This window comes from Phyllobacterium zundukense (assembly GCF_002764115.1).
GTDB classification, from domain to species: domain Bacteria; phylum Pseudomonadota; class Alphaproteobacteria; order Rhizobiales; family Rhizobiaceae; genus Phyllobacterium; species Phyllobacterium zundukense.
The window spans coordinates 206,357-233,001 of record NZ_CP017942.1 but is presented as its reverse complement, the minus strand read 5'-3'; the positions used below and the strand labels follow the sequence as shown (position 1 = coordinate 233,001).

The window sequence follows — 26,645 nt, the reverse complement described above, 5'->3', positions numbered from 1 at the left end:
CACATGGAAATCCAGATCCGCATCAGCATCCGGTTTCTGCTGAACGACAAAATCATCGAACGAGCCGATGTTTCCCCGACGGAAACACTTCTCGATTTTCTCCGGCTGACACGTAAATTGCGCGGCACGAAGGAAGGTTGTGCAGAGGGCGATTGCGGCGCGTGCACGGTTCTCGTCGGGCGGCTGTTCAATGGCCAACTCAAATATGAATCGGTAAATGCCTGCATCCGGTTCGTCGGTTCGCTGGATGGCTGTCACGTCGTCACAGTCGAGGCGCTGGCTGGAATGGACGGAACCCTGCATCCGGTGCAGCAGGCGATGGTAGATACCCACGCCTCGCAGTGCGGCTTCTGTACCCCCGGTTTTGTCATGTCGCTCTACGGATTGTGGATGCAGAATCCGCAACCAAACACCCAGGAAATCGAGAAGGCACTGCAGGGCAATCTTTGCCGCTGCACCGGTTATGCAGCCATCATCCGCGCCGCCGAGAGTGTCTCGACAGTCGGGGATTTGAAGAAAGACCCGCTGGTGGCCGAACGGGCGCGCGTTACCGGACAACTGCTTGCGCTGAAAGACGGCAAGCGCGTTGTTGTCGGCGAGGGCAAGCAACAGCTTGTTCTTCCCGCCAACGTCGATGACTTCGCGGACGTGCTGGAGAACAACCCGAATGCCACCATCGTCGCAGGCTCGACTGATGTCGGGCTTTGGGTAACGAAGTTCATGCGCGAGATCGGGCCGGTTGTGTTCATTTCGCATCTGGACGAGTTGCGCCAGATCAGTGAAAGCGAGGGTGCTCTGACACTTGGTGCAGGTGTCAGTTACACGGAGGCCTATCCCTCCATCATCCGCCATTTCCCGCAATTGACGGAATTGTGGAACCGCATTGGCGGTGAGCAGGTTCGCAACATGGGAACGATCGGCGGCAATGTGGCCAATGGTTCGCCGATCGGTGACACACCACCCGCTCTGATCGGACTTGGCGCGACCGTCCTGTTGCGCAAGGGTAAAATCCGCCGATCGGTTCCGATCGAGGAATACTTCATTGAGTACGGCAAACAGGACCGTTCGCCCGGCGAATTCGTCGAAGCGATCCAAATCCCCTATCTCGATGCCGAAGATCTTTTCGGTGCCTACAAGATTTCCAAACGCTTGGACGAAGATATCTCATCCGTCTGCGGGGCATTCCGGATCGGTCTCGATGACCGAGGCAGGGTCAAGAGTGCGGTCATCGCCTTTGGCGGCATGGCCGGCACGCCGAAGCGGGCTTGCTCAGTTGAAAAGGTATTGACCGGCGCTGTGTGGGACGAAGGGACGATTGAAAAGGCGTCAGCTGCGTTCTCCGACGATTTCACACCGCTGACGGATTGGCGCGCCTCGGCAGACTATCGCCTGTTGGTGGCAAAGAATCTGCTGCGGCGTTTCTATCTCGAAACGGGTGGTGAGAAGAACATTCGATTGAACCGCTATGAAGCGGCGTTTGGGTGAGGAGCGCGCAATGAACTCAATTCAGCCGATAGCCCGCATCCGCGGCGGTGTTCACGAACAGCAGCCACATGAGTCGGGCCACAAACATGTCGCTGGCTCAGCCGAATACATTGATGACATGCCTGAGCCGTCCGATACGCTGCACGCCTATCTTGGCCTGTCACAACGCGCGCACGCCGAAATTGTGTCCGTTGACTATGAAGCGGTCAGGGCTTGCGCCGGCGTTATCGGGATTCTTACGGTTGATGATATTCCCGGCCACAACGACGTCAGTCCTGCCGGCAAACATGATGATCCGGTGTTTGCCATCAAGGTCGAATTCCATGGTCAGCCCATCTTTGCTGTGATTGCTGAAACACGGCAGATTGCGCGGCAGGCGGCCGCGAAAGTCAAAATAGAATATCGCGATCTTGACCATGTCACCGATGTGTTGGAAGCCGAAAAAGCCAATTATCCGCTGGTGATCGATCCGCTGAAGCTTGAGCGCGGCGATATTGCGTCGGGTCTCGCCAATGCCAAGAACCGCGTCCGCGGCGAGATGCGCATTGGCGGTCAGGACCATTTCTATCTGGAGGGTCACATCGCTTTCGCCATACCCGGCGAAGATGACGACGTGACGGTTTTTTCCTCGACCCAGCATCCGAGCGAAACGCAGCATATGATCGGCCACGTTCTGGGCGTTCCTTCCAATGCCGTGACGGTCAATGTGCGGCGCATGGGCGGTGGCTTCGGCGGTAAGGAAACGCAGGCCAACCTCTTCGCTGCTGTCGCGGCAATCGCTGCCAAGAAGTATCACCGGGCAGTGAAAATTAGGCCGGACCGGGACGACGATATGGTCGCGACGGGAAAGCGCCACGACTTCCACGTGACCTACGAACTCGGCTTTGACGATCAGGGCCGCATTGAAGCGGTGGACGCCACATATTCAGCGCGTTGCGGCTTTTCAGCCGACCTCTCCGGGCCGGTGACGGACCGGGCTCTCTTCCACGCCGATAATTGCTATTTCTATCCGAATGTGCGGTTGCGTTCGCGGCCCCTGAAAACAAACACCGTCTCCAATACCGCATTTCGCGGCTTCGGCGGCCCGCAAGGGATGGTTGGCGGTGAGCGGATGATCGAGGAAATCGCCTATGCGCTTGGCAAGGATCCGCTGGAAATTCGCAAGGCCAATTTCTACGGTGGCGAAGGCCGGAATGTTACGCCCTACCATCAGACGGTCGAAGACAACATCATCCCGCAGATCATTGCGGAACTTGAAGAGTCTTCCGAATACGCGGCGCGGCGCGAGGCGATTGTCAACTTCAATCGGCAAAGCCGGATCATCAAGCGTGGCATAGCGCTGACTCCGGTGAAATTCGGCATTTCTTTCACCAAGACCGAGTATAATCAGGCTGGCGCGTTGGTCCACGTCTATACTGACGGTTCGATCCATCTCAACCACGGCGGAACCGAGATGGGACAGGGGCTGAACACCAAGATAGCCCAGGTTGTTGCCGATGAATTCCAGGTCGATCTCGACCGCATCAAGATTACGGCAACGACGACGGCGAAGGTACCGAACACATCTGCTACCGCTGCATCCTCCGGCTCCGATCTCAACGGCATGGCGGCAGCCAATGCGGCTCAGCAGATCAAGGATCGCCTGGTCCAGTTTGCGGTGGAACAATACGGCGTGATGAAAGAGCAAGTCGTCTTCGAGCCGAATACGGTGCGGGCTGGTGATCAGCTCATTCCATTTCCGGAATTTATCAGGGCGGCCTACGGCGCCCGTGTGCAACTCTCCGCTGCAGGCTTTTACAAGACACCCAAAATCCATTGGAGCCGGGCAGAGGGCAGGGGCCGTCCCTTCTACTATTTTGCCTATGGTGCCTCCGTGTCGGAAGTCAGTATCGATACCTTGACCGGCGAATACCAGGTCGATCGCACCGATATCCTGCATGACGTCGGCAAGTCGCTGAACCCGGCGCTCGATCTCGGTCAAGTCGAAGGCGCTTTCGTTCAAGGAATGGGTTGGCTGACGACCGAAGAACTTTGGTGGGATGCCAAGGGCCGGCTGCGCACGCATGCGCCGTCCACCTACAAGATCCCGCTTGCGTCGGACCGCCCCCGCCAGTTCAACGTCAATCTTGCCAGCTGGTCCGTCAACCGCGAGGAGACGATCCGCCGGTCCAAGGCAGTGGGCGAGCCACCCTTCATGCTGGCGATCTCGGTGCTTGAGGCCATCTCCATGGCCGTTGCCAGCGTTGCCGACTACCGCATCTCGCCCCGTCTCGACGCACCAGCGACGCCGGAGCGCGTCCTGATGGCGATCGAACGGTTGAGAACGGCGGACAGGGGAAAGTGATCATTCCATGCCGACGAACCGCGACGATATCAGGGATTTTCTCAACCGCCGGAAACAGGCCGTTCTGGTCGAAGTGAAAGAGGCTGACGGCTCCACGCCGCGCGAAGCCGGGGCCTGGATGCTTGTTGCTGCTGATTGCATTTTCGGTACCATCGGTGGTGGGCAGCTTGAGTATATGGCGATCGACCATGCCCGCAGGGCGTTGAACAACGGGTTGGGCGCACAGGAAATGACCATCGCTCTCGGTCCGGAAATCGGCCAGTGCTGTGGGGGGCGTGTTGCGCTCAACTTCCAGCGAGTGGATCGAGGTGTAGCCATGACATTGATCGAGAAGGTCGATCTTGAGATTGCCCGGCGTCCGCATGTCTATATCTTCGGTGCGGGACATGTCGGTGATGCAATGGCAATGGCACTGTCATTGGTGCCGCTGCGGATCATATTGGTCGACACGCGCGAAGACGAACTTTCCGCCACGCAGGTTCCCGGGATTGAAACATGTCTCACGGCCATGCCGGAAGCGGTCGTTCGGGATGCACCAGCCGGAAGTGCCTTCGTGGTCCTGACCCATGACCACGCGCTCGATTTTCTGATTACTGCCGAAGCGCTTGCCCGGGACGATGCGTCATATGTCGGGATGATCGGGTCGAAGACCAAAAGGGCAACGTTCCGCAATTGGCTGACGCGCGAAGTCGGCCGTCCGGAGATATTCGACAGGCTTGTCTGTCCCGTCGGAGGAACTGCGGTCAAGGACAAGCGTCCAACTGTCATAGCGGCGCTCGCAGCAGCGGAAATCATGACCTCGGCGCTCAATCACCGAAATCCGCAAACTGCGGTTATCCGGGAACGCAAGCGGGTTCCTGCCTGATTAATTCAACTATTTCAGCATCTCGTTGACCAGGCGCTGGCAGCGCTCGGTCATGAAATCGATCATCAGCCGCACTTTCGGGTCCTGAAACCGCTTGTGCGGATAGATCGCCGCAAGCTGAATGCTGACTGGCGGCGTATCTTCGAGGATCGCTCGCAAAGTTCCGTCGTTCAAATGGCTTTTGACCTCAAACAGCGGTTTGTTGATGATGCCACGGCCATCCAGTGCCCATCGCGTCAGGACATCGCCATCGTCTGAATCATAGGGCCCGCTGACTTCCAGCTTACGCGGGCCTTCCGGTGTCTGCAGCGTCCAGTAATATTCCTTGGAACCCGGATACCGCAAAAGCAGGCAGTCATGGTGTTCAGATATCAGTTCGTCGAGCGTCGCCGGCGTACCGCGCTTTTCCAGATAGTCCGGTGATGCGCAGATTACGCGTTCGCAATTCATGATGCCGCGCATGCGCAAATTGGAGTCTTCGAGGATGCCGAGCTTGAAGGCGACATCAACACCTTCGCTCATGATATCGATGTTGTGGTCTGACAGCCTCAGCCGCACTTCGATATCCGGATACTTGTCGTGAAATTCCGGAATGCCCGATGCGATCAGGCGCCGGCCAATGCCGAGCGGGGCAGTGATACGGATCGCACCTTTCGGCTTCTTGGAGAGATCGGCAATTGCCGCCTCGGCCTCGTTGATGGCCTCGATGATCTTCACCGCGCCCTCATAGAAAACCTTCCCATGCTCGGTCGGGGTCAGCTTGCGCGTTGTGCGATTGAAGAGGCGCACACCAAGATGGCGCTCGAGTTCCTTGATGCGATTACTGGCCACCGCCGGTGAAGCGCGCTGATCGCGCCCGGCTGCAGAAAGGTTTCCCAGTTCGACGACGCGAACGAAAACACGAAGGTTATCAAGGTATGACATGGTTTTCGCTCGAAGACTTACACTGTCCAATCATCTAGCATTTTAAAGTTTTTTTTGAAAGAGATGGGTGCATTAGGGTGTTTCACATGAGCATAGGCTTTGGCACATACTCCCGGTAATAAATGGGAGAGCCGCATGTACGAATTCGCTATTGCCTGGGACTGGTTGAATTTTGCCTTTCGCTGGGTGCATGTCATCACAGGCATTGCCTGGATCGGCTCATCCTTCTATTTCGTGGCGCTGGATCTCGGTCTGCGTCAACGCCCCGGGCTTCCTGCCGGAGCCCATGGCGAGGAATGGCAGGTCCATGGTGGCGGCTTCTATCACATCCAGAAATATCTGGTGGCGCCCGAGCAGATGCCCGAGCACCTGACCTGGTTCAAATGGGAGTCCTATGCGACCTGGCTGTCGGGCTTTGCCATGCTCTGCATCGTCTACTATGCGGGCGCCGATCTCTATCTGATCGATCCGCATGTGCTGGACGTTTCGCGGCCTGTCGCCATCGCGATTTCACTTGCCTCTATCTTTGGCGGCTGGATCGCCTACGACCTCATCTGCAAGTCGCCGCTTGGCAGAAACGACACGCGGCTGATGGTTCTGCTTTATTTCATCCTGGTCTTCGTGGCGTGGGGCTATACACACCTCTTCACGGGACGCGCTGCATTCCTGCACCTTGGAGCATTCACCGCAACGATCATGTCCGCCAACGTGTTCATGATCATTATCCCCAATCAGAAGAAAGTCGTGGCAGACCTGATCGCTGGAAAGGTCCCGGATCCGGCGCTCGGCAATCAGGCAAAGCAGCGTTCGACGCACAACAACTACCTGACCTTGCCGGTGCTGTTCCTGATGTTGTCGAACCATTATCCGCTGGCGTTCGGCACGCAGTACAACTGGATCATCGCGTCGCTGGTCTTCCTGATGGGCGTCACGATCCGCCATTGGTTCAACACCCGCCATGCCCGCAAGGGTGAGCCGACCTGGACCTGGCTCGTGACCGCCATCCTCTTTATCATCATCATGTGGTTGTCGACCGTGCCGAAGATCTTGTCAGGCGATACTGAAGATAAAATCTCGGCAGTCCAAAAGCCATTCATTGCCGCCGAAGCCTTTCCCAAGGTACGCGATGCCATTCTTGGCCGGTGCTCGATGTGCCACGCGAAGGAACCTGGCTGGGAGGGGATCATCGTTCCGCCGAAAGGCGTGATACTAGAGACAGATAGCCAGATCGCCGCGCATGCGCGCGAAATCTATCTGCAGGCTGGGCGCTCGCATGCGATGCCGCCCGCCAATGTCAGCGGCATCACCGATGAGGAGCGGCGTCTCCTCGCCAGCTGGTACGAGACTACAGTTCAGGGAGGAACAGTCCAATGAGCAAACTGCTTTTACGCGGCCGGGTGCTGACTTTTGTCGATGAGCCCAAGAGCATCGACGATCAATCCGCCTACAACTATTTCGAGGATGGTGCTGTTCTGGTCGAGAACGGCAAGGTCGTTGACGTTGGCGAGTATGCTGCACTCATATCTGTCGCTGATCCCCAAACCGAGGTTGTCGATCATCGCCCGCATCTGATTCTTCCCGGCCTCATCGACACCCATCTGCATTTTCCGCAGACGCAGGCGATCGCCTCCTATGGCGCGCAGCTGCTCGAATGGCTCAACACTTACATCTTCGTCGAAGAGCAGAAATTCTCGTCCACCGCCCATGCCGATTTCATTGCCGAGCGGTTCATGGATGAACTGCTCCGCAATGGCACGACGACGGCGGCTGCGTACTGCTCCATTCATTTGGAAAGCGTCGATGCCTATTTCACGGCAGCCGAGAAGCGCAACATGCTGATGATCGGCGGTAAGGTCATGATGGACCGCAATGCACCCGATGCGCTGCGCGACACGCCGCAGTCCGGTTATGACGACACCAAGGCCCTGATTGCCAAGTGGCATGGCCGTGGTCGTGCGCATTATGCGATCAGCCCGCGCTTCGCCATCACATCGACGCCGGAGCAGATGGACATGAGCCGTGCCTTGGTGCGCGAACATCCGGAATGCTATGTGCAGACGCATCTCTCCGAAAACAAGGACGAGATTGCCTTTGCGACGTCGCTCTATCCTTCGGCAAAGGATTATACCGATATTTACGCCAGCTATGGCCTGCTCGGATCGAAGACGCTGCTCGGGCACTGCATCTTTCTTTCGGACCGGGAGATATCGGCGCTCGCGGAAACGAAGTCGGTCGCGGTCTTCTGCCCTACCTCCAATCTGTTCCTCGGCAGCGGGCTCTTCGATCATGGTCGCTTCCGTGATCTCGGTGCCCGCACCTCAGTCGCAACCGATGTCGGCGGTGGAACCAGCTTCTCGATGCTGGAGACCATGAGCGAAGCCTACAAGGTCCTGCACGTGCAGGGGCAGCGGCTGTCGCCATTTGCGTCATACTATATGATGACGCTCGGCAACGCTCGCGCGCTTGGCCTCGAAGATCGCATCGGCTCCCTGCATGCTGGCGCGGACGCCGATATCACCGTCCTCGACAGCCGGGCCAAACCGGCAATGGAACTGCGCATGCGCACGGCAACGACGCTGGCCGAGGAACTGTTCATCCTTCAGACGATGGGCGATGACCGGTCGGCGGCCGAGGTCTATGTTGCCGGCAAGCCCATGAAGAGCGGGCTCGATAAACCGGCCGCAACGAGCACTCGCACACGGTCTATGCCGGAATTGCAGACTGCCTGATATGTAAAAGGGGAGCGATGCTCCCCTGTTTATTCTATAATTCGTCCGGCCGTCTCCCGCCCATCGCCGCTGTCAGCTCGTCGGCGGTCCGGCGAATGACCGGGCCAAGCACATTGAGCTTGTCCTTCGGCAAGCGGACGGCCGGTCCGGAAATCGAAATCCCGGCAATTGCTTCGCCATGCTCGTTGAAGAGCGGTGCCGCGATACAGCGCATGCCGAGCGTATGTTCCTCATCATCGACCGACCAGCCGCGTGCACGGATCTGCTGAATATCCTTCAGCAGCGCGGGCAGCGTATCCAGCGTGTGGTCTGTGAAATGCGTCAGGGCCTTACCGCTCAGCGTCTGCCCGATATCCGTATCGGACCAGGTTGAAAGAATAGCCTTTCCGATGCCAGAGGCATGAATTGGTCCGCGACGCCCGGGACGAAAGAAGGCGCGCATGGGTGCGTGGCTCTCGATCTGGGAAATGAAGACGACGTCGCCTTCATCTTCGATAGCGACATTTGCCGTCTCTCCGCACTCATCCATCAATCGCTTCAGGAAAGGCCGGCTGATCGTTCCAAGCTTGCGATAGCGCAGGAAGGCGTTACCAATCTCAAAGGCGCGAACGCCGATTGTCCAGTCACCGGATTCCGGATCATGCGTCAGCATCCCATGATTGGCGAGCGACGTCAGCAGCCGGTGGACTGTGGAAGGTGCCATGCCGCTATGATCGGCGAGGTCGGTCAGCGTCGAACCATCATTGTCAGCAATGATACTCAGCAGATTGAGGCTGCGATCCAAAACCTGGACGGAGGAGGGTGCCGAGTTTTCCCCCGCCTTGCGGCCCCGTTTGCCCTTCAATGATGCCGATTGCGAAGCCATGGATTCCCCGGTGTCCTGTTTCATTTTCTCCCTTTGGCATAGCCGCGATGGATTCATTTTACCAGTTTTGTTGAAAATGTTTATTTCCATATCATGGGAATGATTTCCATATTTTAATTGAGAAGTCATCGGAATGGACTATGCTCTCATCAAATCTGGAGGAATGATCATGACCAAAATGCGTGCCGTTGATGCTGCCGTCCATATCCTGGAGAAGGAGGGGATTGCTTGCGCCTTTGGCGTACCGGGTGCTGCCATCAATCCGTTTTATTCGGCGCTGAAAGCCCGTGGATCAGTTCGCCATATCCTTGCACGCCACGTTGAAGGCGCTTCCCATATGGCTGAGGGTTACACCCGCGCTGAACATGGAAATATCGGCGTCTGCATCGGCACGTCAGGCCCGGCCGGTACGGATATGATCACCGGTCTTTATTCAGCATCGGCAGATTCAATTCCGATCCTGTGTATCACCGGGCAGGCTCCGCGTGCGCGCCTCGACAAGGAAGATTTTCAGGCCGTCGATATCTCGTCGATTGCCAAGCCCGTGACCAAATGGGCGGTAACGGTGATGGAACCCGGCCTCGTTCCCTATGTATTCCAGAAAGCCTTCCACATCATGCGCTCGGGCCGTCCAGGTCCCGTTTTGATCGACCTGCCGCTCGATGTGCAATTGGCGGAGATCGAATTCGATCCCGACACCTATGAGCCGCTGGAACCTTACAAGCCTGCAGCCACGCGAGCGCAGATCGAAAAGGCCCTGACAATGCTCAACGAGGCAGAACGCCCGTTGATCGTTGCTGGCGGCGGCATCATCAATGCCGATGCCTCCGATCTGCTGGTAGAATTTGCCGAAATCACCGGGGTTCCGGTCATTCCGACCCTGATGGGTTGGGGCACGATCCCCGACGATCACCGGCTGATGGCAGGCATGTGCGGCCTGCAGACATCGCACCGTTACGGCAATGCGACCATGTTGGCGTCGGACTTCGTTCTCGGGATCGGCAATCGCTGGGCGAACCGCCACACCGGCAATGTTGCGACTTACACAGAGGGGCGTAAATTTGTCCACGTCGACATCGAGCCGACGCAGATCGGCCGGGTCTTCTCACCGGATTTTGGCATCGTGTCCGATGCTGGCAAGGCATTGAAGCTTTTTCTCGACGTTGCGACCGAGTGGAAAACTGCGGGTAAACTGCGCGACTGGTCGAAATGGGCAGAGGAATGCCGTGGCCGCAAGCGGACGATGCTGCGCAAGACCCATTTTGACCAGACGCCGTTGAAGCCGCAGCGGGTCTATGAGGAAATGAACAAGGTTTTTGGCCGCGAGACTTGCTACGTAACAACCATTGGTCTCAGCCAGATCGCCGGGGCGCAGTTCCTGCATGTCTACAAGCCGCGAAACTGGATCAATTGCGGCCAGGCCGGCCCGCTCGGCTGGACCTTGCCGGCTGCGCTTGGTGTGCGAGCAGCAGATCCGAACAGGCCGATCGTAGCGCTTTCTGGCGACTATGATTTCCAGTTCATGATCGAGGAACTTGCGGTCGGCGCACAACATAAACTGCCTTATCTGCATGTTGTCGTGAACAACTCTTATCTGGGGTTGATCAGGCAGGCGCAACGCGGTTTCGACATGGATTTCGAGGTCAGTCTTGCCTTCGATAACATCAACGCGTCAGGCGATGCAGAGAAGGGCTATGGCGTTGATCATGTGGCCGTCGCAGAAGGACTTGGATGCAAGGCCATCCGTGTCCGCAGCCCCAATCAGTTCGCCGACGCGTTTGCCGAGGCGCAGGCCCTGATGGACGAGCATGAGGTACCGGTTGTGATCGAGTTCATCCTGGAGCGTGTTACCAATGTCTCCATGGGGGCGGATATCAACGCGGTCGTCGAGTTCGAGGAGCTTGCCGAGCGTAACGAGGATGTGCCGACTGCGGTCGCCGCATATCTTGACTGAGAACGCAATCCATTCCGGGAGGTATGTATGCCCAAATTTGCCGCCAATTTGACAATGCTCTTCAACGAAGTTCCGTTTCTGGAACGCTTTGCCCTTGCGAGCGAGGCAGGATTTGAAGCGGTCGAATACCTTTTCCCTTATGACTATAAGGTCGAGGAACTGAAGCAGGAATTGGCCGAGAACAAGCTTGTTCAGGTCCTTCACAACCTTCCAGCAGGCAACTGGGCGGCGGGCGAGCGCGGTATAGCAGTGCTGCCGGACCGGATCGATGAATTCCGGCGCGGCGTCGCAACGGCTATTGATTATGCCACGGCACTCGGTTGCAAACAGATCAATTGTCTATCGGGCATCGCCCCGAGTGGTTTGGCGGACAATACCCTGCGCACAACCTTCGTCCCTAATCTGCGGCTCGCCGCGCAAGAACTTGCCAAATACGATATCCGGCTGCTGATCGAGCCAATCAATAATTACGATATTCCGGGCTTCTATCTGAACACCGTCGAGCAGGCGGCTTCGATCATCGAAGAGGTCGGCAGCGACAATCTGTTCATCCAATATGACCTTTACCACCAGCAGCGGACGCGAGGCGAACTCGTTGCAACCTTTGAGCGGCACAAACAACGCATCGCGCATATCCAGCTCGCCGACAATCCGGGAAGACACGAGCCCGGCACGGGTGAAATCAATTATCCATTCGTATTCGCGGCACTGGATCGTGCTGGCTACGAAGGCTGGATCGGCTGCGAATATAAACCAAAAACAGAAACGCAACGCGGACTTGGCTGGTTGAACGAAGCTTCAACGACGCAAAAGCACGCGGACATCATCAGGATCAGGAGCTGAACATGGCGGATATAGGGTTCATTGGACTGGGCATCATGGGCACGCCCATGGCGCGCCATTTGCAGGATGCCGGGCACGACCTCTACACCTCGAAATTCTTCATCGAACCGAGGCAGGAACTGATCGATAACGGTCTGAAGATTGTCGAAAGCCCGAAAGCATTGGCCGAGAAGACCGACATCATTATCCTGATGCTACCGGACACGCCGGAAGTGAAAGACGTTCTCTTTGGCGAAAACGGTGTGGTATTCGGACTGAAGCCCGGCAAGCTGGTCATCGATATGAGCTCGATCTCGCCGATCGAGACCAAGGAATTTGCCAGGAAAGTCCGCGAAACCGGCAGCGAATATATCGATGCGCCAGTCTCCGGCGGCGAGGTGGGCGCCAAGAATGCAACACTCAGCATTATGGCTGGCGGTGAGCAAAGTGCCTTTGACCGCGCCTTGCCTCTCTTCAAGCTGCTGGGCAAGAACATTACGCTTGTCGGCGATTGCGGCGATGGACAGGTAACGAAGGTTGCGAACCAGATCATCGTGGCGCTGACGATCGAAGCCATATCAGAGGCGTTGGTGCTGGCGTCGAAAGCAGGCGCCAATCCGGCCCGGGTGCGAGAGGCTCTGATGGGCGGGTTTGCCTCGTCGCGCATTCTTGAACTTCATGGCGACCGCATGATCAAGCGAACCTTCGAGCCGGGCTTCCGGATATCGCTGCATCAGAAGGATCTCAACCTGGCGCTGCAAAGTGCAAAGACGCTCGGAGTCTCGCTGCCGAATACGGCATCGACGCAGGAGTTGTTCAACAGCTGCGCAGCCAATGGTGACGGCGGTCTCGATCACTCGGGCCTGGTTCGTGCGCTTGAGCGCATCGCCAATCATGAAGTCGCCTAAGCAGGTGGGGGTAAATGAAGGAGCGAGGGCCTGCTATCGGTAGGGTAGCGGCCCTTGCCGTTTGAGGGTTCACTCCCATTTTGCCTCACCAAGCGCGTCGAGCGGTATTTTCAGATAGCGCTTGCCATTGGCTTCGGCCTGCGGAAGCCGCCCGCCACTGATATTGACTTGCAGAGCAGCCAGAATGAGCCTCGGCATTGGCAATGTCTTGTCGCGCGCTGTTCGCATCGCAACGAATTCCGCTTCGGTCTTGCACTTCGACACGTGTGTGTTGCCGGATTTCTGTTCGGCCACCGTGCTTTCCCATAATGGCTCGCGGCCACCGGGTTGATAGTCATGACCGACGAAGACCCTGGTCTCCTCGGGCAGGGCAAGGATCGCCTCGATCGATTGCCACAGCTGCTCTGCGCTTCCGCCAGGAAAATCGGTGCGTGCCGTCCCGCTATCAGGCATGAACATTGTATCGTGGACGAAAGCAGCATCGCCGATGACGTAGGTGATCGATGCGAGAGTATGGCCGGGTGAGAACATCACGAAACCGTCCATATCGCCAATCTTGAAGCGGTCGCCGGCACTAAACAGTCTGCTCCACTGCGATCCGTCGGCCGGAAAGTCAGGCCAGTTGTAGAGTTTCTTCCACAGCGCCTGCACCTCGACAATATGGCTTCCGATTGCAGTCGCAGCCCCGGTTTTCAATTGCAGGTAGTGCGCGGCGGAAAAGTGATCCGCATGCGGATGCGTTTCGAGGATCCATTCGACCTTCAAGCCGTTTGCTTCCACATAATGCAGAATCTGATCCGCGTTGAACGTTGCGGTCGCCCCTGATTTTTCGTCAAAATCCAGAACCGCATCAACAATGGCACAGTGTCTGGTTCCAGGATCTGTAACGACATATTGGACGGAACTGGTCCGCTTGTCGAAAAATGCATGAACGTCCGGCTTTATGGCGGCTTCTATCATCTGCAGGTCCCCCGACTTGAAGGTGTTTGCAACTCTCTCCGGTTTTGGTTGGGAATGTCAATTGGCGGGCCGGAAATCTCAGGGACAGTTATTGCCAAGGAGTAAAGCAAGACGCTAACTGGGGCGACTTCTTCCATTCCGCACCAATGCCGCAAAAGAAAGCTTCAACCATGGCCAATCCGACAAAGTCACGAATTCTCTGTGTCGGAGCGCTGACCATGGATACAATTTTCCGGCTGGATCGACTGCCGTCCGGACCAGGGAAATTCATCCCCGTCGAGGCCGTCGAGATTGCCGCCGGGATGGCGTCTAGTGCCGCGGCGAGCATTGCCCGCCTTGGTGGCAATGTTTCACTCTGGGCCTCGACCGGGCACGACGATATCGGGCGGCGGGTGATTGCCGAATTGACAGCCGAGGGGGTGGATTGCTCGCACGTCCGACGTATCGATGGCGCTCGCTCGGCGTTTTCCTCGATCTTTGTCGATGCGACTGGAGAGCGGATGATCGTTCCGTTCTATGATGCAGCACTGTTATCGGTGCCCGAGGTGACGCCGTCGATCGCGGACGGCGCCTTCGACGTCGTGATGACCGACGTGCGCTGGCCGCTTGCCGCTGCCGAGGCACTGAAAGCTGCGCGAGAAGCCGATGTTCACGGCGTCCTCGATGCCGATACGGCGCCGCTCGAAACGCTGGAAATGCTGCTGCCGCTTGCCTCGCATATCGTCGCCTCCGAACCGGCAGCGGAACTGGTGACCGGCGAAAGCGATCCGGAAAGGGCGACCGTGGCTCTTGCAGCGCTCTATGGTCGCGATGGCACATTCATTGCCGTTACCGGCGGCGGTAGAGGATGCTTCTGGTACGATGAGCTTGAAGGCGAGGTGCGCCACATGCCTGCCTTTCAAGTGAATGTGGTGGACACGCTTGCGGCGGGCGATGTTTTCCATGGCGCCTTCGCCTGGGGTCTCGTTCGCGGCTATCCAATGTACCAGATCATGCGCTTTGCCAGCGCTGCCGCAGCAATCAAATGCTCCCGCTTCGGCGGCCGTCGCGGCGCACCGACAAAATCCGAAGTCGACGATTTCCTTTCCTGACAACACGGTTTGACGACCCGTCGGGCCGTAAAAAGTCAGCGCGGACATATTGACATGTGACTGACATGTTAGTACGTTCTTAGTCGTACACAAGATTGGGAGAAGCAATTGTCTGGGGATCGATTTGGACTTTCCGCCGCGCTAACCACGCCCTTCGATACCAAGATGCGTATCGACGTGCCGAAAGCCGTCAATCATGCCCAGCATTGCCTGCAGAGCGGTTGTACAAGCGTGACGTTGTTCGGAACCACGGGCGAGGGCTCTTCGATCGGCAATGACGAGCGTGAGATCGTGTTCAACGCATTCCTCAGCGCCGGGATCGAGCCGGCACAGATCGTCATCGGTGTCATGGCCAATTCCTATTTGGACGCAGCGGCACAAGCCCGCGTCGCACTTCATGCCGGATGCCGCGGCGTGCTGCTCGCTCCGCCTTCCTACTTCAAGAATGTCAGCGACGATGGATTGTTCGTCTGGTTCTCGTCGGTCTTTGCCGAAATCGGCACGTCGGCGAGAAGTGTCATTCTCTACAATATTCCGTCAGTAACAGCCGTTGAAATCTCGGTCGCTCTGGTTAGCCGGTTGCGCGAAGCCTTCCCCAATGTCGTTGCGGGCGTCAAGGATTCGTCGGGCAACTGGAGCTATACCGAGACGCTGCTGGCCAGGCACAAGGATCTGGCGATCCTCATTGGCGACGAACGCGATCTTGCTGCCGGCGTGCGACTTGGCGGACAGGGCGCGATCTCGGGCATGGCGAATCTTTATGCGGATCGTCTGCTGCCCATGATCAATGAGGGTCGCGAAGATCCGACGATGATTGAAGCGGTCAACGAACTTCTGAAATTTCCGGTTACACCGGCGGTTAAGGCGATGGTCGCGCACCATAGCGGCGACGATGGCTGGCGCCGGGCACGGGCGCCACTGCAAGCCCTGTCGGATTCTGATTTCAAGCGTCTTACCGGTATCTTCGACCGCTTGTTTGTCGCGGCCGCTGCGTAATAAAGGGAGTGACGAAGCGACTCGTCAGGGAGGTCGGGCATGGATGATGGTAACGAGCCGGTAAGATTGCGAGAGAAGGCTTATGCGAGCTTCACGGAGCATCTTCTGGCCCGTGATATCAATCCGGGTCAGTTCGTGTCACAGCGTCAGCTTGTTGCGATGACTGGAATGCCGCTTGGAGCCATTCGCGAACTGGTGCCCCGTCTGGAGGCAGAGGGGCTGGTCAAGACCATTCCGCAACGTGGCATCCAGATTGCGCATATCGATCTCAACCTGATCCGCGAAGCGTTCCAGTTTCGTTTGTTCATGGAAAAGGAGGCGATCGCACTGTTCTGCCTTTCCGCATCCGACGAACTGCTGGCAAAGCTGCGCAAGGAGCATGAAGACACGCTAGAGGAAGCCATGCAGGGCAGGGAGACACCCGAGCTTGAACTCCAGGCGCAGACGATCGACTGGAACCTGCATGAAACGATCATCGATTCCCTCGGGAACGGGATCATTGCAAAGGCATACCGCATCAATGCGATCAAGATGCGCCTGATCAACCAGGAGCGGTTTCGCATTACCGGTCGTGTTGTCCCGGTCATGCGGGAGCATCTTGCGGTGCTGACCGCCATCGAAACCCGAGACCCGCAGACGGCGATGGATGCGATCGCAGTGCATATCAACAATGCGAGGAATTTGGCACTGAAACTTTAAATCGTTCGAAGCCGGTAATGGGAGTTGCAGCTTCGCATGAGTCACACGAGGAGGAAACAATGAGCATGAACTTCGTTAAACCGACGCGACGCCAGTTCCTGGCCGGGTCAGCGGCCCTTGGTGCTGCCAGCATCACCGGATTGAGGCCGGCATTCGCCAATGTCGACTGGAAGAAATATGCAGGCACCACGATCGAGGTCAACCTGATCAAGAGCCCGCGCGGCGATATCCTGCAGAAATACCAGAAGGAGTTCGAGGAACTCACTGGCATCAAGGTCAATTCCGAACAGACGCCCGAGCAGCAGCAGCGCCAGAAGGCCGTCATCGAGTTGACATCCGGCAAGCCAAGCTTCGACGTTATCCATATCAGCTATCACGTCCAGAAGCGGCAGTTCGAAAAGGGCGGCTGGCTTGCCGACCTGACGCCTTTCCTCAAGGACCCAAGCCTGACTGAACCTTCCCTGGTCGAGAGCGACTTCGCCGAAGCTGGTCTGGCTTTTGCCAAGGACAAGAACGGCCGTTTCGGCGGACTGCCATTCTCGGTGGACTACTGGATTGTCTACTGGAACAAGGAGCTCTTTGCCGCCAAGGGTGTCGAATTTCCGAAGACGTTCGATGAACTTGTCGCTGCCGCCGAAAAGCTGACCGACAAGGACAATGGCGTTTATGGTTTTGTCGCTCGTGGTATGAAGAATGCCAACACGCCGGTCTGGGCCAGCCTGATGCTTGGTTACGGCAAGAGCACGGTCGAGGATGGCAAGCTGCAGACGGATACGCCTGAAGCCATCGAGGCTGCAACGCTTTACCAGCGTCTGATGACCAAATCGGCGCCTCCCGGTGTTACGGGCTTCAACTGGGCGGAATGCCAGTCCAGCTTCCTGCAGGGCAAGGTCGCTATGTGGCTCGATGGTATCGGCTTCGCGCCACCGCTCGAAAACCCACAGAAGTCCCGTGTCGTTGGCAAGGTCGGCTACGGCGTCATGCCCAAGGGTCCGGTTGCCCAGGCTGCACCGACATTTGGTGACGGCATTGGCGTAACAGAAGGCTCGTCGAAGAAGGAAGCCGCTTATCTCTACTGCCAGTGGGCGATTTCGAAAGAAATGGGCGCACGCCTGCTACAATCGGGCTCGGGCGTTCCGTTCCGCAACTCGGTTCTCAACGATCCGGAAGTGCTCAAGGGCGTGACCATGCCGTCCGAGTGGGCGAAAGTTTTGTCGGAATCGGCGCCGATCAGCAAGCTGTGCCTGCCGGTCATCGTTCCTGTCACGGAGTTCCGAGACGTAATGGGTGTTGGATTGACCAATCTCCTTGGTGGAGCCGATCCTGCAACGGAAATGAAACGTGCGACGGAAGAATTCCGTCCAGTCCTGGCCCGTAGTGAAAGCTGATGACAATCGCCGCCCCGACCATGACCAGTGAAAAGCAAAATGCCAAAACGAAGGCTGGCAAAAGCCGGCTGAAGCCAAGCTATTGGCCGTTTGTCATCCCGGCATTGGTCATTGTCGGGGCGGTCATCATCTTCCCCTGGGCGTTCACCCTTTGGATGAGCGTCAATGAGTGGCATCTGGGCGGTGAAAAAAGCTTCGTCGGCTTCGCCAATTTTGCCCGGCTTGCCAGTGACGTTCGCTTCTGGCAATCGATGAGCAATACTGTGCTCTACACGGTCCTGTCCGTCGTGGCACCGCTGTTCTTCGGTACGATTGCCGCACTGGTCTTCGACAGCAAACTGCCGATGCGCGGCTTGTTGCGCGGCATATTCGTCATGCCGATGATGGCGACGCCCGTGGCGATCGCCCTCGTCTGGACCATGATGTTCCATCCGCAACTGGGTGTCCTCAACTACCTGCTGTCGCTGATCGGCATCGGTCCGCAGGAATGGATATTCAATCAGAACACCGTGATCCCATCGCTCGTGCTGGTCGAGACTTGGCAGTGGACGCCGCTCGTCATGCTGATCGTGCTGGGTGGACTGGCGGCGATGCCGCGCGATCCCTTCGAGAGTGCCGAGATCGACGGCGCCAATGGCTGGCAGAAGTTCCGTTATATCACCTTGCCGATGATCCTGCCCTTCATGATGGTTGCCGTGATCATTCGCTCCATCGATGCGCTGAAAAGCTTCGACATCATCTTTGCCATGACCCAGGGCGGGCCAGGCACCGCCTCGGAGACGATCAACATCTATCTCTATAATGTCGCCTTCTCCTATTACGACATCGGCTATGGTTCGGCGCTCGCCGTTGTCTTCTTTATCGTCATCATCACCATGTCGCTCGCGCTGCTCTACCTGCGCCAGCGGACAAAGTGGAACAGCTGAGGAGACAAGCCATGGCGCGCCGCAATTTGCTTAAATCCGTAGGTACAGCCTTTATCGTCTTCGTGATTGTTTCACCGGCAATCTTCTTCTTTTTGTGGATGCTGTCGCTTTCGCTGAAATACGAAATCGACAACGGGGCCTATCCGCCGATCTTCATTCCGGAGCATTTCGCCTGGTCAAACTATACGGACATCTTCGCCACCAATGATTTCCTGCACTATTTCTGGAACAGCCTTCTGGTGACAGGCACCGCGACGCTGCTGGCGCTGCTGGTTGGTGTTCCGGCAGGCTACGGTATAGCCCGCCTGCGCGCGGACAAGGCGGCCATTGTTGTCATGATCGCCCGCATGACGCCCGGCCTGTCCTATCTGATCCCGCTCTTCCTGCTGTTCCAGACCTTGGGGCTCTTGGGTACGCTCTGGCCGCAAATCATCATCCACCTCGTCGTGACAGTGCCAATCGTCATCTGGATCATGATTGGCTACTTCGAAACCACGCCGATGGAGCTCGAGGAAGCCGCAATGATCGACGGCGCAACCTCGTGGCAGGTGTTCCGCATGGTCGCACTGCCGATCGCGAAACCTGGCATCGTCGTGTCGCTGATCCTGGCAGTCATCTTCTCGTGGAACAATTTCGTCTTCGGTATCGTGCTCGCCAGCCGCGAAACGCGAACGCTGCCGGTTGCCGTCTATAACATGCTGTCGTTCGAACAGGTGAGTTGGGGACCGCTAGCCGCTGCTGCCTTTGTGGTAACGCTGCCGGTGCTGCTTCTTACGGTCTTTGCACAACGCCAGATCATTGCCGGTCTTACTGCCGGTGCCGTCAAGGGCGGTTAATTCAAGAAAAGAACAGGAGGGTCGCATGGCCTCGGTCTCCATCAGGGACGTCACCAAGACTTACGGCAATGTCAACGTCATGCATGGCGTTTCGGTCGACATCGAAGACGGCGAGTTCGTTATTCTGGTCGGACCTTCCGGATGCGGGAAATCGACACTGCTGCGCATGATCGCCGGTCTTGAGGAAATCACCGGCGGCGAGATCGCCATCGGCAGCCGTGTGGTCAACGACCTGCCGGCGAAAGAGCGCGATATCGCCATGGTGTTCCAGAACTACGCGCTCTACCCGCACATGACCGTTGCGGACAATATGGGCTTCGCGCTCATGCTGAAGAATGCGCCGAAGCAGGAGAAGGAAAGCCGCGTCGGACGTGCAGCAGAGATCCTCGGCCTCGAAAAGCTGCTGGATCGTTTTCCACGGCAGCTATCCGGCGGCCAGCGCCAGCGCGTCGCCATGGGCCGTGCAATCGTGCGCGACCCGCAGGTGTTCCTGTTCGACGAACCGCTGTCCAATCTCGACGCAAAACTTCGCGTGCAGATGCGTAGCGAAATCAAAGGTTTGCACCAACGTCTTGGCACAACGATCGTTTACGTGACCCATGACCAGATCGAAGCCATGACGATGGCGGACAAGATTGTCGTCATGAAGGACGGCCTTGTCGAACAGATTGGCACGCCGCTGGACCTTTATGACTATCCCGCAAACCTGTTTGTTGCCGGGTTTATCGGCTCGCCGGCGATGAATTTCCTCAAGGGCAAGGTCGAAGGTGGCGCGTTTGTCACGCCGGACGGCATCCGATTGCCGTTGCCAAACGGCGCGGGCTCACCCACGGCCGCCGAGGCAACCTATGGCATCCGCCCCGAGCACATCAGGATCGCCGATCAGGGAATTCCAGTCAAAGTCGATGTGGTCGAACCGACGGGCTCCGAGATCATGGTGGTGGGCAAGATTGGAAATCAGGAGATTTCCTGCCTGTTCCGCGATCGTCTGTCGATCAAGCCAGGCGACACCCTCCATGTCGCGATTGATCCGGCGACCAGCCATCTGTTCGACACGGCGAGTGGTGCACGGATCGGCAACATGGCATTGCCGAATTAGAGCAACCTAGACACCGTAGCGCTCGGTGCGGATGATTGCAGCCGGAACATCTGCCGCAATCAGCGCGTCGGTGGCCGCGGTGACGAAGGCATTCGAGCCGCAGACGAATACCTGTTTTGGGGGCGATGGCATGCGGGGCAGCAATTCCGCGACCATCGCCGGATCGATACGCCGGCCGTAGTCGGCATTATGTGCCGCATGTTCGCGCGTAAGGGTGAGGGCAAGATCGAAATCATCGCCTTCCTGCTTGAGCGACAGTAATTCATCCCGGAAAATCAGCTCGTCCCATGTCCGTGCGGAATAGAGCAGCAGGACGGGCGCCGATGAATTTTGCGCCGCGCGGTGGCGAGTCATCGACACGAGTGGCACCACGCCGGACCCGCCACCGATCAGCAGGAGCGGCCCGCCATCTTCTACGGTCCAGATGAAATGCCCGCCGATGGGACCACGCAATTCGATCTCGTCGCCAATCGTCGCGATATCATGGAAGAAGGTGGATACCTCACCATCATCCAGCCGTTCGATGGCGAGCTCAATTGTCTCGCCACTTTCGGGCGTCGATGCGATAGAATAGCTGCGCTGCGCCTGATAACCATCGGGGGCGCTCAGTCGTACGTCAACATGCTGGCCCGGCAGGTAGGCCAAGGGCCGGGAGGGCTTGAAAAAGAAACTGGTGACGCGGGGTGTCTGCCTGACGATTCCCGTTATCGTCGCCTTCTGCCATTTCGCCTGTGTGGCGAGCATCTGCTCCTGCATTCTCAGTCGCCAGTGTAGCGCTGCTCGCGCCACGGATCGCCATAGGTGTGGTAGCCGCGCAGTTCCCAGAAGCCGGGTTCATCGCGTGTCGTGAATTGCAGGCCGTTGATCCACTTTGCCGATTTCCAGAAGTAGAGATGCGGGACGAGCAGACGGGCCGGGCCGCCGTGGTCCGGGACCAGGGGCTTGCCGTCATAATGCGTCGCGATCATCGCCTTACCGCCGAGAAGGTCCTTTGCAGGTACATTTGTCGAATAGCCGTCATAGGAATGCGCCAGCGTGAATTCCGTCGGCGGTTCTATGCCAGCTTCCGCCAGGACATCATCAATCAGCACGCCCTGCCAGCGCGTATCGAGTTTCGACCAGGCAGTGACGCAATGAATATCGCGGGTAAATTTCGTTTGCGGCAGCGCATTGAATTCGGCCCAGGTCCATTTGATGACCGGCTTGGGACCGACCTTGAGCGTGAAGGACCAGTCGTCCGTGCGGATACGCGGTGTCGGTCCGGCAGACAGCACCGGAAAATCGTCAGTCAGGGACTGCCCGGGCGGGATGCGATCTGTGGTTTCCGGCGGTTGCCGCCGGCCGGTAAAGCCGCGTGTCGTCATCGGTTGTCACTCCTGATGCGATAGAACCACAGTTGGCAGCCTCAGCCAAGTCCGGACCGGCCTATCCGTGGTTGATCATGATGTGGCGCACGGCGGTGTAATCCTCGAGCGCATAGACCGACATGTCCTTGCCGTAGCCCGATTGCTTGACACCGCCATGCGGCATTTCATTGGTCAGCATGAAGTGGGTGTTGATCCATGTGCAGCCATATTGCAAGCGGGAGGCGGCTTTCATCGCCTTGGAAATATCCTGCGTCCATACGGAAGAGGCGAGGCCGTAATCGCTGTCATTGGCCCAGGCAACGGCCTGATCGTCGTCTTTAAATCGCGTCACGGAAACCACGGGGCCAAACACTTCGCGGCGGACGATCTCGTCCTCCTGGGTCGCGCCCGCAACCACTGTCGGCTGGAAGAAGAAGCCGTTCTTGCTGCCAGCACTGCCGCCTGTCGTGATCTCGATATGCTTCTGCTCGGTCGCCCGTTCGACGAAACTAGCAACGCGGTCACGCTGACGGCCGGAGATCAACGGGCCTATTTCATTGACCGTATCGTCTTCCTCATTGTAGCGGATCGTGGAGACGGCAGAGGTGAGGTCCGCAACCAGCTTTTCGTAGATGCCGTCCTGCGCATAAATTCGGCAAGCTGCTGTACAGTCCTGTCCGGCATTGTAATAGCCGAAGGTGCGGATGCCGTTCACGACCGCTTCGAGATCGGCGTCGTTGTAGACGATGACAGGAGCCTTGCCGCCAAGTTCCAGATGCGTGCGTTTCACCGTCTTTGCCGCCGCCTGCAGCACCTTCTTGCCGGTGGCAATATCGCCGGTGATCGACACCATGCCTATCTTCGGGTGGTTGATCAGCGCATTGCCAACCGTTTCGCCGCGCCCGAGAATGACATTGACGACGCCCTCCGGCAGAATCCCGGCCAGCAGCCGAGCCATTTTCAGCGCGGTGAGTGGTGTCTGTTCCGACGGCTTGAACACCACCGTGTTGCCACCTGCGATAGCGGGCGCCAATTTCCATGCCATCATCATCAGCGGGTAGTTCCAGGGTGCAATGGAACCGACAATGCCGATGGCATCGCGGCGGATCATTGAAGTATGGCCCGGCAGATATTCACCAGCGACCGGAGACGTGAGAGTGCGGACCGCGCCGGCGAAGAAGCGCCAGCAATCGATGATCGCTGGCAGTTCATCGTTGCGCACCGCATTGATCGGCTTGCCGCAATTGAGGGCTTCGAGCGCAGCGAAATCATCCGCATGCTTCTCGATGGCGTCTGCGATCTTCAGAAGGTATACGGATCGCTCGGCAGGCGTGGTACGCGACCAGCTGGTAAATCCCTTTTCTGCGGCGTCAACGGCAGCATCGATCTGGCTGTGGGAGGCCTCGGCAAGATCGATGATCTTGGCACCAGTCTTCGGATTGAGGACGTGTTCCTCTGCTTCCGTTCCGGCTTCAAACTTTGAACCGATCAGCAATTTCGTATCCATGACATGTTCTCCCATATTATTTGCCCGAGCCGGCGATCTGGTCGCCGTCGCGCGTGAGGTAGTAGGCCGCGAGGATTGGCAGGAACGTCACGATCACCACGACCATCGCAACGACATTGGTCACGGGGCGTTGGCGCGGGCGGATCAGTTCCTGCAGCATCCAGATGGGCAGGGTCGATTGTTGCCCGCCGGTGAAAGTGGTCACAATGACCTCGTCGAACGACAGCGCGAAGGCGAGCATGCCGCCGGCAAGCAGTGCGGTGCCGATATTCGGCAGAATGATATGACGGAAGGTCTGGAAACCGTTCGCGCCAAGATCCATCGAGGCTTCCATCAACGAACCGGAGACGCGGCGGAAGCGCGCTACGGCATTGTTGTAGACAACGACGATGCAGAAGGTCGCGTGACCAAGGACGATGGTCCAGAACGAGAAGGGAATATCCGCCAGGCTGAACGCTGAGCGCAGGGCAATGCCGGTGATAATGCCTGGGAGGGCGATGGGCAGGATGACCAGTAGCGAAATGGTCTCGCGTCCAAAGAAACGTGTCTGGCTGACGGCTGCAGCGCAGAGTGTTCCAAGGACCAGAGCAATGACTGTCGAAATCGAAGCCACGCGCACCGATAATGACAGGGCTTGCCAGACATCCGGCCTGTCCCACGTCACCGCGAACCATTTCAAGGTCAGGCCGGGCGGCGGGAACTGATAGCTTTTTTCCTCGGTCGTGAAGGCATAGAGAAAGATCAGAAGCAATGGCAGGTGCAGGAAGAGCAGCCCGCCAGCAGCCGCGATTTTCAAGCCCAAAGGTGCGGTGCTGGATTTGTCAGAGCGCATCGAAAGCCCCCATCCGTCTCGCCATCCACAAATAGAAGCCCATGATCATGATGGGTACGACCGTGAAGGCTGCAGCCAGCGGGATATTCCCGGCCGTGCCTTGCTGGGCATAGACAGCCTGGCCGATGAAGAGCCGGGAGGAACCAACGATCTGCGGGATGATGTAGTCGCCGAGGGTCAGCGAGAAAGTGAAGATCGATCCGGCAACAATACCGGGCAGAGCCAGTGGAAACAGCACATGCCGGAAGGTCTGTTGCGGGGTGCCACCAAGATCGGATGAGGCCTCGATGAGGTTGCTCGGGACGCGCTCAAGCGCTGCCTGGATCGGTAGGATCATGAACGGCATCCACACATAGACGAAGACAATGAATGTGCCGGTGTAGCTCACCGACAGGGAATTGCCGCCGATGACGGGGAGTGATAGCCAGGCGTCGAGCAGCCAGAGCAGGTTCAGCTTCGTCAGGAGCCAAGTGAGGATGCCTTCCTTGGCAAGGATGAGCTTCCAGGCGTAGATCTTGACGAGATAGCTCGACCAGAGCGGCAGCATGACGCCGAGATAGAAGAACACCTTCCATTTTCCCCGGGCGTAGCGGGCGGCATAGTAGGCGATGGGAAAGGCAATGACGGCCGAGACCAGCGTCACGATGGCAGCCATCGACACTGTTCGCACGATGATGTCGAAATTGGCTTCGTTCAGGAGCTGCCTGTAGGTCGCAAGTGTGAATTCGTAGTTGATCAGCCCGGAATAATCATCGATCGAGAAGAAGCTTTGCAGCAGCAGCGCGAAAAGCGAACCGAGATAGATGACACCCAGCCAGAGAAGCGGCGGCGCAAGTAAAATAGTAAGAAGCACATGCGGGTGCTTCCAGAGGAAATCCGAGATGCGGCTGCTCAGGTTGCCGCGGTCGCGGAGAATCGATCGTTGTTGGACGATCGCGCTCATGACGCCGCATCCATCAGATGCAGATCAGTGCGATCGAAACTCAACCTGACCGGGTTGCCCTCCGCGGGGATCGATGTCGCCGCCGGGCTCATGACATTGATCTTTGTACCGTTGACGCTGACGAGCACGCGATTGGCGGCACCGAGGAAACTGCGCGATAGGACGGTGCCATCGAGGACAAGCTTGCCGGCGCTGCTGCCACCCAGCGTGATCGCCTCCGGCCGCAGGCTCGCATATCGGCCCGCCGCGCCCAGTTGCGCGACAAATTCTGGCGGCAGGACATTCGAGGAACCGACGAAATCGGCCACAAAGCGCGTTTTCGGCTGTTTGTAGACTTCCTCCGGTGTGCCGAGTTGCTGAATCTTGCCGTCATTGAAGACGGCAATTCGGTCGGCCATGGAGAGCGCCTCGCCCTGGTCGTGAGTAACGAAGACAAAGGTGATGCCAAGGGATTTCTGCAGGGATTTCAGCTCCTCCTGCATCTGCTCGCGCAGTTTCAGATCGAGCGCGCCGAGCGGCTCGTCCAGAAGCAGAACTTTCGGCTTGTTGACCAATGCCCGCGCGAGGGCCACACGCTGGCGCTGGCCGCCCGAAAGCTGGCCGGGACGCCGAACGCCGTAGCCCGGCAGCTTGACCATGGCGAGCGCGTCTTCCGCCGCCTTTTGCCGCTCTTGCCTGCCGACGCCCTTGACCATCAGGCCATAGGCTACATTGTCGAGGATGTTGAGATGTGGAAACAGGGCGTAGTCCTGGAAGACCGTGTTGACGCTGCGCCTGTAGGGCGGCACGCCTTCCGCGGTTTCACCGAAAATCTCGATGTGCCCGCCCGTCGGCTGTTCGAATCCTGCCATCAATCGCAGGCAAGTGGTCTTGCCGGAGCCTGAAGGGCCAAGCATGGCAAAGAACTCACCTTCGGCAATGGCTAGATCGACCGCGTCCACGGCGCGCACGGCCCCGAAATGGCGCGATACATTTTCGAACAGGACGGCGGCAGTCATGGCTTGCTCCAGGGCGCGGGTTATCTCCCCATGTAGGGGAGAAAGGATTTTGGCCTCTTGCTAAATCCTTAGAAAATCCAAGAGAGGGGATTTGTTGGCGCCAGAACTATCCCCTCTCTGGCGATTTC

At 57.8% G+C, this 26,645-nt stretch carries 24 protein-coding genes; 15 read left to right on the top strand and 9 right to left on the bottom strand.

The features are described from left to right. Positions 1-3 precede the first annotated feature (3 nt). From xdhA to xdhC, 3 genes are read left to right on the top strand one after another with little or no spacing between them, the layout of a single operon-like run. Positions 4-1,485, top strand: a complete 1,482-nt coding sequence (gene xdhA / locus BLM14_RS24130) for a xanthine dehydrogenase small subunit (RefSeq protein ID WP_100002425.1) — start codon at positions 4-6, stop codon at positions 1,483-1,485. Positions 1,486-1,495: 10 nt separating this feature from the next. Beyond that, entirely contained in the window at positions 1,496-3,829 is a 2,334-nt protein-coding gene (gene xdhB, locus BLM14_RS24125; protein ID WP_100002910.1) for a xanthine dehydrogenase molybdopterin binding subunit, read from the top strand. 7 nt (positions 3,830-3,836) lie between these two features. After that, entirely contained in the window at positions 3,837-4,694 is an 858-nt protein-coding gene (gene xdhC / locus BLM14_RS24120; RefSeq protein ID WP_100002423.1) for a xanthine dehydrogenase accessory protein XdhC, read from the top strand. A 9-nt stretch (positions 4,695-4,703) separates the two neighbouring features. Here xdhC and BLM14_RS24115 read toward each other — a convergent pair whose 3' ends face one another. Then, the gene (locus tag BLM14_RS24115) at positions 4,704-5,618 is read right to left on the bottom strand and encodes a LysR family transcriptional regulator (RefSeq protein ID WP_100002421.1); all 915 of its coding nucleotides are present in this window, start codon (positions 5,616-5,618) and stop codon (positions 4,704-4,706) included. Between the two features lie 135 nt (positions 5,619-5,753). Here BLM14_RS24115 and BLM14_RS24110 point away from each other — a divergent pair, with 135 nt between their 5' ends. Continuing rightward, on the top strand, positions 5,754-6,992 hold the full coding sequence (locus BLM14_RS24110; protein WP_100002419.1) for a urate hydroxylase PuuD: 1,239 nt from the start codon (positions 5,754-5,756) through the stop codon (positions 6,990-6,992). Continuing rightward, positions 6,989-8,347 (top strand): guanine deaminase, encoded by a 1,359-nt coding sequence (guaD, locus tag BLM14_RS24105; RefSeq protein WP_100002417.1) that lies wholly within the window; start codon positions 6,989-6,991, stop codon positions 8,345-8,347. The genes BLM14_RS24110 and guaD overlap by 4 nt, the downstream gene beginning before the upstream one ends. A 34-nt stretch (positions 8,348-8,381) precedes the next feature. Here the strand turns inward: guaD and BLM14_RS24100 are convergent, their stop codons facing one another. Then, positions 8,382-9,236, bottom strand: a complete 855-nt coding sequence (locus BLM14_RS24100) for an IclR family transcriptional regulator (RefSeq protein ID WP_237143670.1) — start codon at positions 9,234-9,236, stop codon at positions 8,382-8,384. 145 nt (positions 9,237-9,381) lie between these two features. Here BLM14_RS24100 and gcl point away from each other — a divergent pair, with 145 nt between their 5' ends. The 3 genes from gcl to BLM14_RS24085 are packed head-to-tail and all read left to right on the top strand — an operon-like array spanning position 9,382 to position 12,896. Beyond that, positions 9,382-11,166 carry a glyoxylate carboligase gene (gene gcl, locus BLM14_RS24095; RefSeq protein ID WP_100002908.1) on the top strand — a complete coding sequence of 595 codons (1,785 nt, stop codon included), beginning with the start codon at positions 9,382-9,384 and terminating at the stop codon, positions 11,164-11,166. A gap of 27 nt (positions 11,167-11,193) precedes the next feature. Next, positions 11,194-12,009, top strand: a complete 816-nt coding sequence (gene hyi, locus BLM14_RS24090) for a hydroxypyruvate isomerase (RefSeq protein WP_100002415.1) — start codon at positions 11,194-11,196, stop codon at positions 12,007-12,009. Further along, positions 11,949-12,896 (top strand): 2-hydroxy-3-oxopropionate reductase, encoded by a 948-nt coding sequence (locus tag BLM14_RS24085; RefSeq protein WP_100002413.1) that lies wholly within the window; start codon positions 11,949-11,951, stop codon positions 12,894-12,896. The genes hyi and BLM14_RS24085 overlap by 61 nt, the downstream gene beginning before the upstream one ends. A 69-nt stretch (positions 12,897-12,965) precedes the next feature. On the opposite strand, the gene BLM14_RS24080 is transcribed toward BLM14_RS24085, so the two are convergent. Beyond that, positions 12,966-13,856 carry an MBL fold metallo-hydrolase gene (locus tag BLM14_RS24080; protein ID WP_100002411.1) on the bottom strand — a complete coding sequence of 297 codons (891 nt, stop codon included), beginning with the start codon at positions 13,854-13,856 and terminating at the stop codon, positions 12,966-12,968. A gap of 218 nt (positions 13,857-14,074) precedes the next feature. On the opposite strand from BLM14_RS24080, the gene BLM14_RS24075 reads away from it, so the two are divergent. The 7 genes from BLM14_RS24075 (at position 14,075) to BLM14_RS24045 (ending at position 20,891) form a co-directional block, all read left to right on the top strand. Continuing rightward, positions 14,075-14,947 (top strand): PfkB family carbohydrate kinase, encoded by an 873-nt coding sequence (locus BLM14_RS24075; protein ID WP_237143668.1) that lies wholly within the window; start codon positions 14,075-14,077, stop codon positions 14,945-14,947. Positions 14,948-15,112: 165 nt separating this feature from the next. Next, complete coding sequence (locus BLM14_RS24070; RefSeq protein WP_100002906.1) at positions 15,113-15,943, top strand: dihydrodipicolinate synthase family protein; 831 nt, start codon at positions 15,113-15,115, stop codon at positions 15,941-15,943. 39 nt (positions 15,944-15,982) lie between these two features. Beyond that, the gene (locus BLM14_RS24065; protein ID WP_100002410.1) at positions 15,983-16,642 is read left to right on the top strand and encodes a GntR family transcriptional regulator; all 660 of its coding nucleotides are present in this window, start codon (positions 15,983-15,985) and stop codon (positions 16,640-16,642) included. Positions 16,643-16,701: 59 nt separating this feature from the next. Then, entirely contained in the window at positions 16,702-18,030 is a 1,329-nt protein-coding gene (locus BLM14_RS24060; RefSeq protein WP_162293237.1) for an ABC transporter substrate-binding protein, read from the top strand. Between the two features lie 20 nt (positions 18,031-18,050). Then, positions 18,051-18,956, top strand: coding sequence for a carbohydrate ABC transporter permease (locus tag BLM14_RS24055; protein ID WP_237143673.1), 906 nt, complete (start codon positions 18,051-18,053; stop codon positions 18,954-18,956). 11 nt (positions 18,957-18,967) lie between these two features. Further along, the gene (locus BLM14_RS24050) at positions 18,968-19,792 is read left to right on the top strand and encodes a carbohydrate ABC transporter permease (protein ID WP_100002406.1); all 825 of its coding nucleotides are present in this window, start codon (positions 18,968-18,970) and stop codon (positions 19,790-19,792) included. A gap of 25 nt (positions 19,793-19,817) precedes the next feature. After that, complete coding sequence (locus BLM14_RS24045) at positions 19,818-20,891, top strand: ABC transporter ATP-binding protein (protein WP_100002404.1); 1,074 nt, start codon at positions 19,818-19,820, stop codon at positions 20,889-20,891. 6 nt (positions 20,892-20,897) lie between these two features. Here BLM14_RS24045 and BLM14_RS24040 read toward each other — a convergent pair whose 3' ends face one another. From BLM14_RS24040 to BLM14_RS24015, 6 genes are all read right to left on the bottom strand, one after another. After that, positions 20,898-21,647, bottom strand: a complete 750-nt coding sequence (locus BLM14_RS24040; protein WP_237143667.1) for a ferredoxin reductase — start codon at positions 21,645-21,647, stop codon at positions 20,898-20,900. 2 nt (positions 21,648-21,649) lie between these two features. Further along, positions 21,650-22,255 carry a sulfite oxidase-like oxidoreductase gene (locus tag BLM14_RS24035; RefSeq protein ID WP_100002402.1) on the bottom strand — a complete coding sequence of 202 codons (606 nt, stop codon included), beginning with the start codon at positions 22,253-22,255 and terminating at the stop codon, positions 21,650-21,652. Positions 22,256-22,316: 61 nt separating this feature from the next. Next, positions 22,317-23,744 carry a gamma-aminobutyraldehyde dehydrogenase gene (locus BLM14_RS24030; RefSeq protein WP_100002903.1) on the bottom strand — a complete coding sequence of 476 codons (1,428 nt, stop codon included), beginning with the start codon at positions 23,742-23,744 and terminating at the stop codon, positions 22,317-22,319. Positions 23,745-23,760: 16 nt separating this feature from the next. Further along, positions 23,761-24,576: an ABC transporter permease gene (locus tag BLM14_RS24025; RefSeq protein WP_100002400.1), complete on the bottom strand. Its 816-nt coding sequence runs from the start codon at positions 24,574-24,576 to the stop codon at positions 23,761-23,763. Continuing rightward, complete coding sequence (locus tag BLM14_RS24020; protein WP_100002399.1) at positions 24,566-25,519, bottom strand: ABC transporter permease; 954 nt, start codon at positions 25,517-25,519, stop codon at positions 24,566-24,568. The genes BLM14_RS24025 and BLM14_RS24020 overlap by 11 nt, the downstream gene beginning before the upstream one ends. Continuing rightward, positions 25,516-26,517 (bottom strand): ABC transporter ATP-binding protein, encoded by a 1,002-nt coding sequence (locus BLM14_RS24015; RefSeq protein ID WP_100002397.1) that lies wholly within the window; start codon positions 26,515-26,517, stop codon positions 25,516-25,518. The genes BLM14_RS24020 and BLM14_RS24015 overlap by 4 nt, the downstream gene beginning before the upstream one ends. Positions 26,518-26,645: the final 128 nt, after the last annotated feature.

Bases quoted from the DNA above. Each gene is read 5' to 3' on its own strand.
- xdhA (WP_100002425.1), top strand. From the start codon at position 4: ATGGAAATCCAGATCCGCATCAGCATCCGGTTTCTGCTGAACGACAAA.
- xdhB (WP_100002910.1), top strand. From the start codon at position 1,496: ATGAACTCAATTCAGCCGATAGCCCGCATCCGCGGCGGTGTTCACGAA.
- xdhC (WP_100002423.1), top strand. From the start codon at position 3,837: ATGCCGACGAACCGCGACGATATCAGGGATTTTCTCAACCGCCGGAAA.
- BLM14_RS24115 (WP_100002421.1), bottom strand. From the start codon at position 5,618: ATGTCATACCTTGATAACCTTCGTGTTTTCGTTCGCGTCGTCGAACTG.
- BLM14_RS24110 (WP_100002419.1), top strand. From the start codon at position 5,754: ATGTACGAATTCGCTATTGCCTGGGACTGGTTGAATTTTGCCTTTCGC.
- guaD (WP_100002417.1), top strand. From the start codon at position 6,989: ATGAGCAAACTGCTTTTACGCGGCCGGGTGCTGACTTTTGTCGATGAG.
- BLM14_RS24100 (WP_237143670.1), bottom strand. From the start codon at position 9,236: ATGAAACAGGACACCGGGGAATCCATGGCTTCGCAATCGGCATCATTG.
- gcl (WP_100002908.1), top strand. From the start codon at position 9,382: ATGACCAAAATGCGTGCCGTTGATGCTGCCGTCCATATCCTGGAGAAG.
- hyi (WP_100002415.1), top strand. From the start codon at position 11,194: ATGCCCAAATTTGCCGCCAATTTGACAATGCTCTTCAACGAAGTTCCG.
- BLM14_RS24080 (WP_100002411.1), bottom strand. From the start codon at position 13,856: ATGATAGAAGCCGCCATAAAGCCGGACGTTCATGCATTTTTCGACAAG.
- BLM14_RS24075 (WP_237143668.1), top strand. From the start codon at position 14,075: ATGGATACAATTTTCCGGCTGGATCGACTGCCGTCCGGACCAGGGAAA.
- BLM14_RS24070 (WP_100002906.1), top strand. From the start codon at position 15,113: ATGCGTATCGACGTGCCGAAAGCCGTCAATCATGCCCAGCATTGCCTG.
- BLM14_RS24065 (WP_100002410.1), top strand. From the start codon at position 15,983: ATGGATGATGGTAACGAGCCGGTAAGATTGCGAGAGAAGGCTTATGCG.
- BLM14_RS24060 (WP_162293237.1), top strand. From the start codon at position 16,702: ATGAGCATGAACTTCGTTAAACCGACGCGACGCCAGTTCCTGGCCGGG.
- BLM14_RS24055 (WP_237143673.1), top strand. From the start codon at position 18,051: ATGACCAGTGAAAAGCAAAATGCCAAAACGAAGGCTGGCAAAAGCCGG.
- BLM14_RS24050 (WP_100002406.1), top strand. From the start codon at position 18,968: ATGGCGCGCCGCAATTTGCTTAAATCCGTAGGTACAGCCTTTATCGTC.
- BLM14_RS24045 (WP_100002404.1), top strand. From the start codon at position 19,818: ATGGCCTCGGTCTCCATCAGGGACGTCACCAAGACTTACGGCAATGTC.
- BLM14_RS24040 (WP_237143667.1), bottom strand. From the start codon at position 21,647: ATGCAGGAGCAGATGCTCGCCACACAGGCGAAATGGCAGAAGGCGACG.
- BLM14_RS24035 (WP_100002402.1), bottom strand. From the start codon at position 22,255: ATGACGACACGCGGCTTTACCGGCCGGCGGCAACCGCCGGAAACCACA.
- BLM14_RS24030 (WP_100002903.1), bottom strand. From the start codon at position 23,744: ATGGATACGAAATTGCTGATCGGTTCAAAGTTTGAAGCCGGAACGGAA.
- BLM14_RS24025 (WP_100002400.1), bottom strand. From the start codon at position 24,576: ATGCGCTCTGACAAATCCAGCACCGCACCTTTGGGCTTGAAAATCGCG.
- BLM14_RS24020 (WP_100002399.1), bottom strand. From the start codon at position 25,519: ATGAGCGCGATCGTCCAACAACGATCGATTCTCCGCGACCGCGGCAAC.
- BLM14_RS24015 (WP_100002397.1), bottom strand. From the start codon at position 26,517: ATGACTGCCGCCGTCCTGTTCGAAAATGTATCGCGCCATTTCGGGGCC.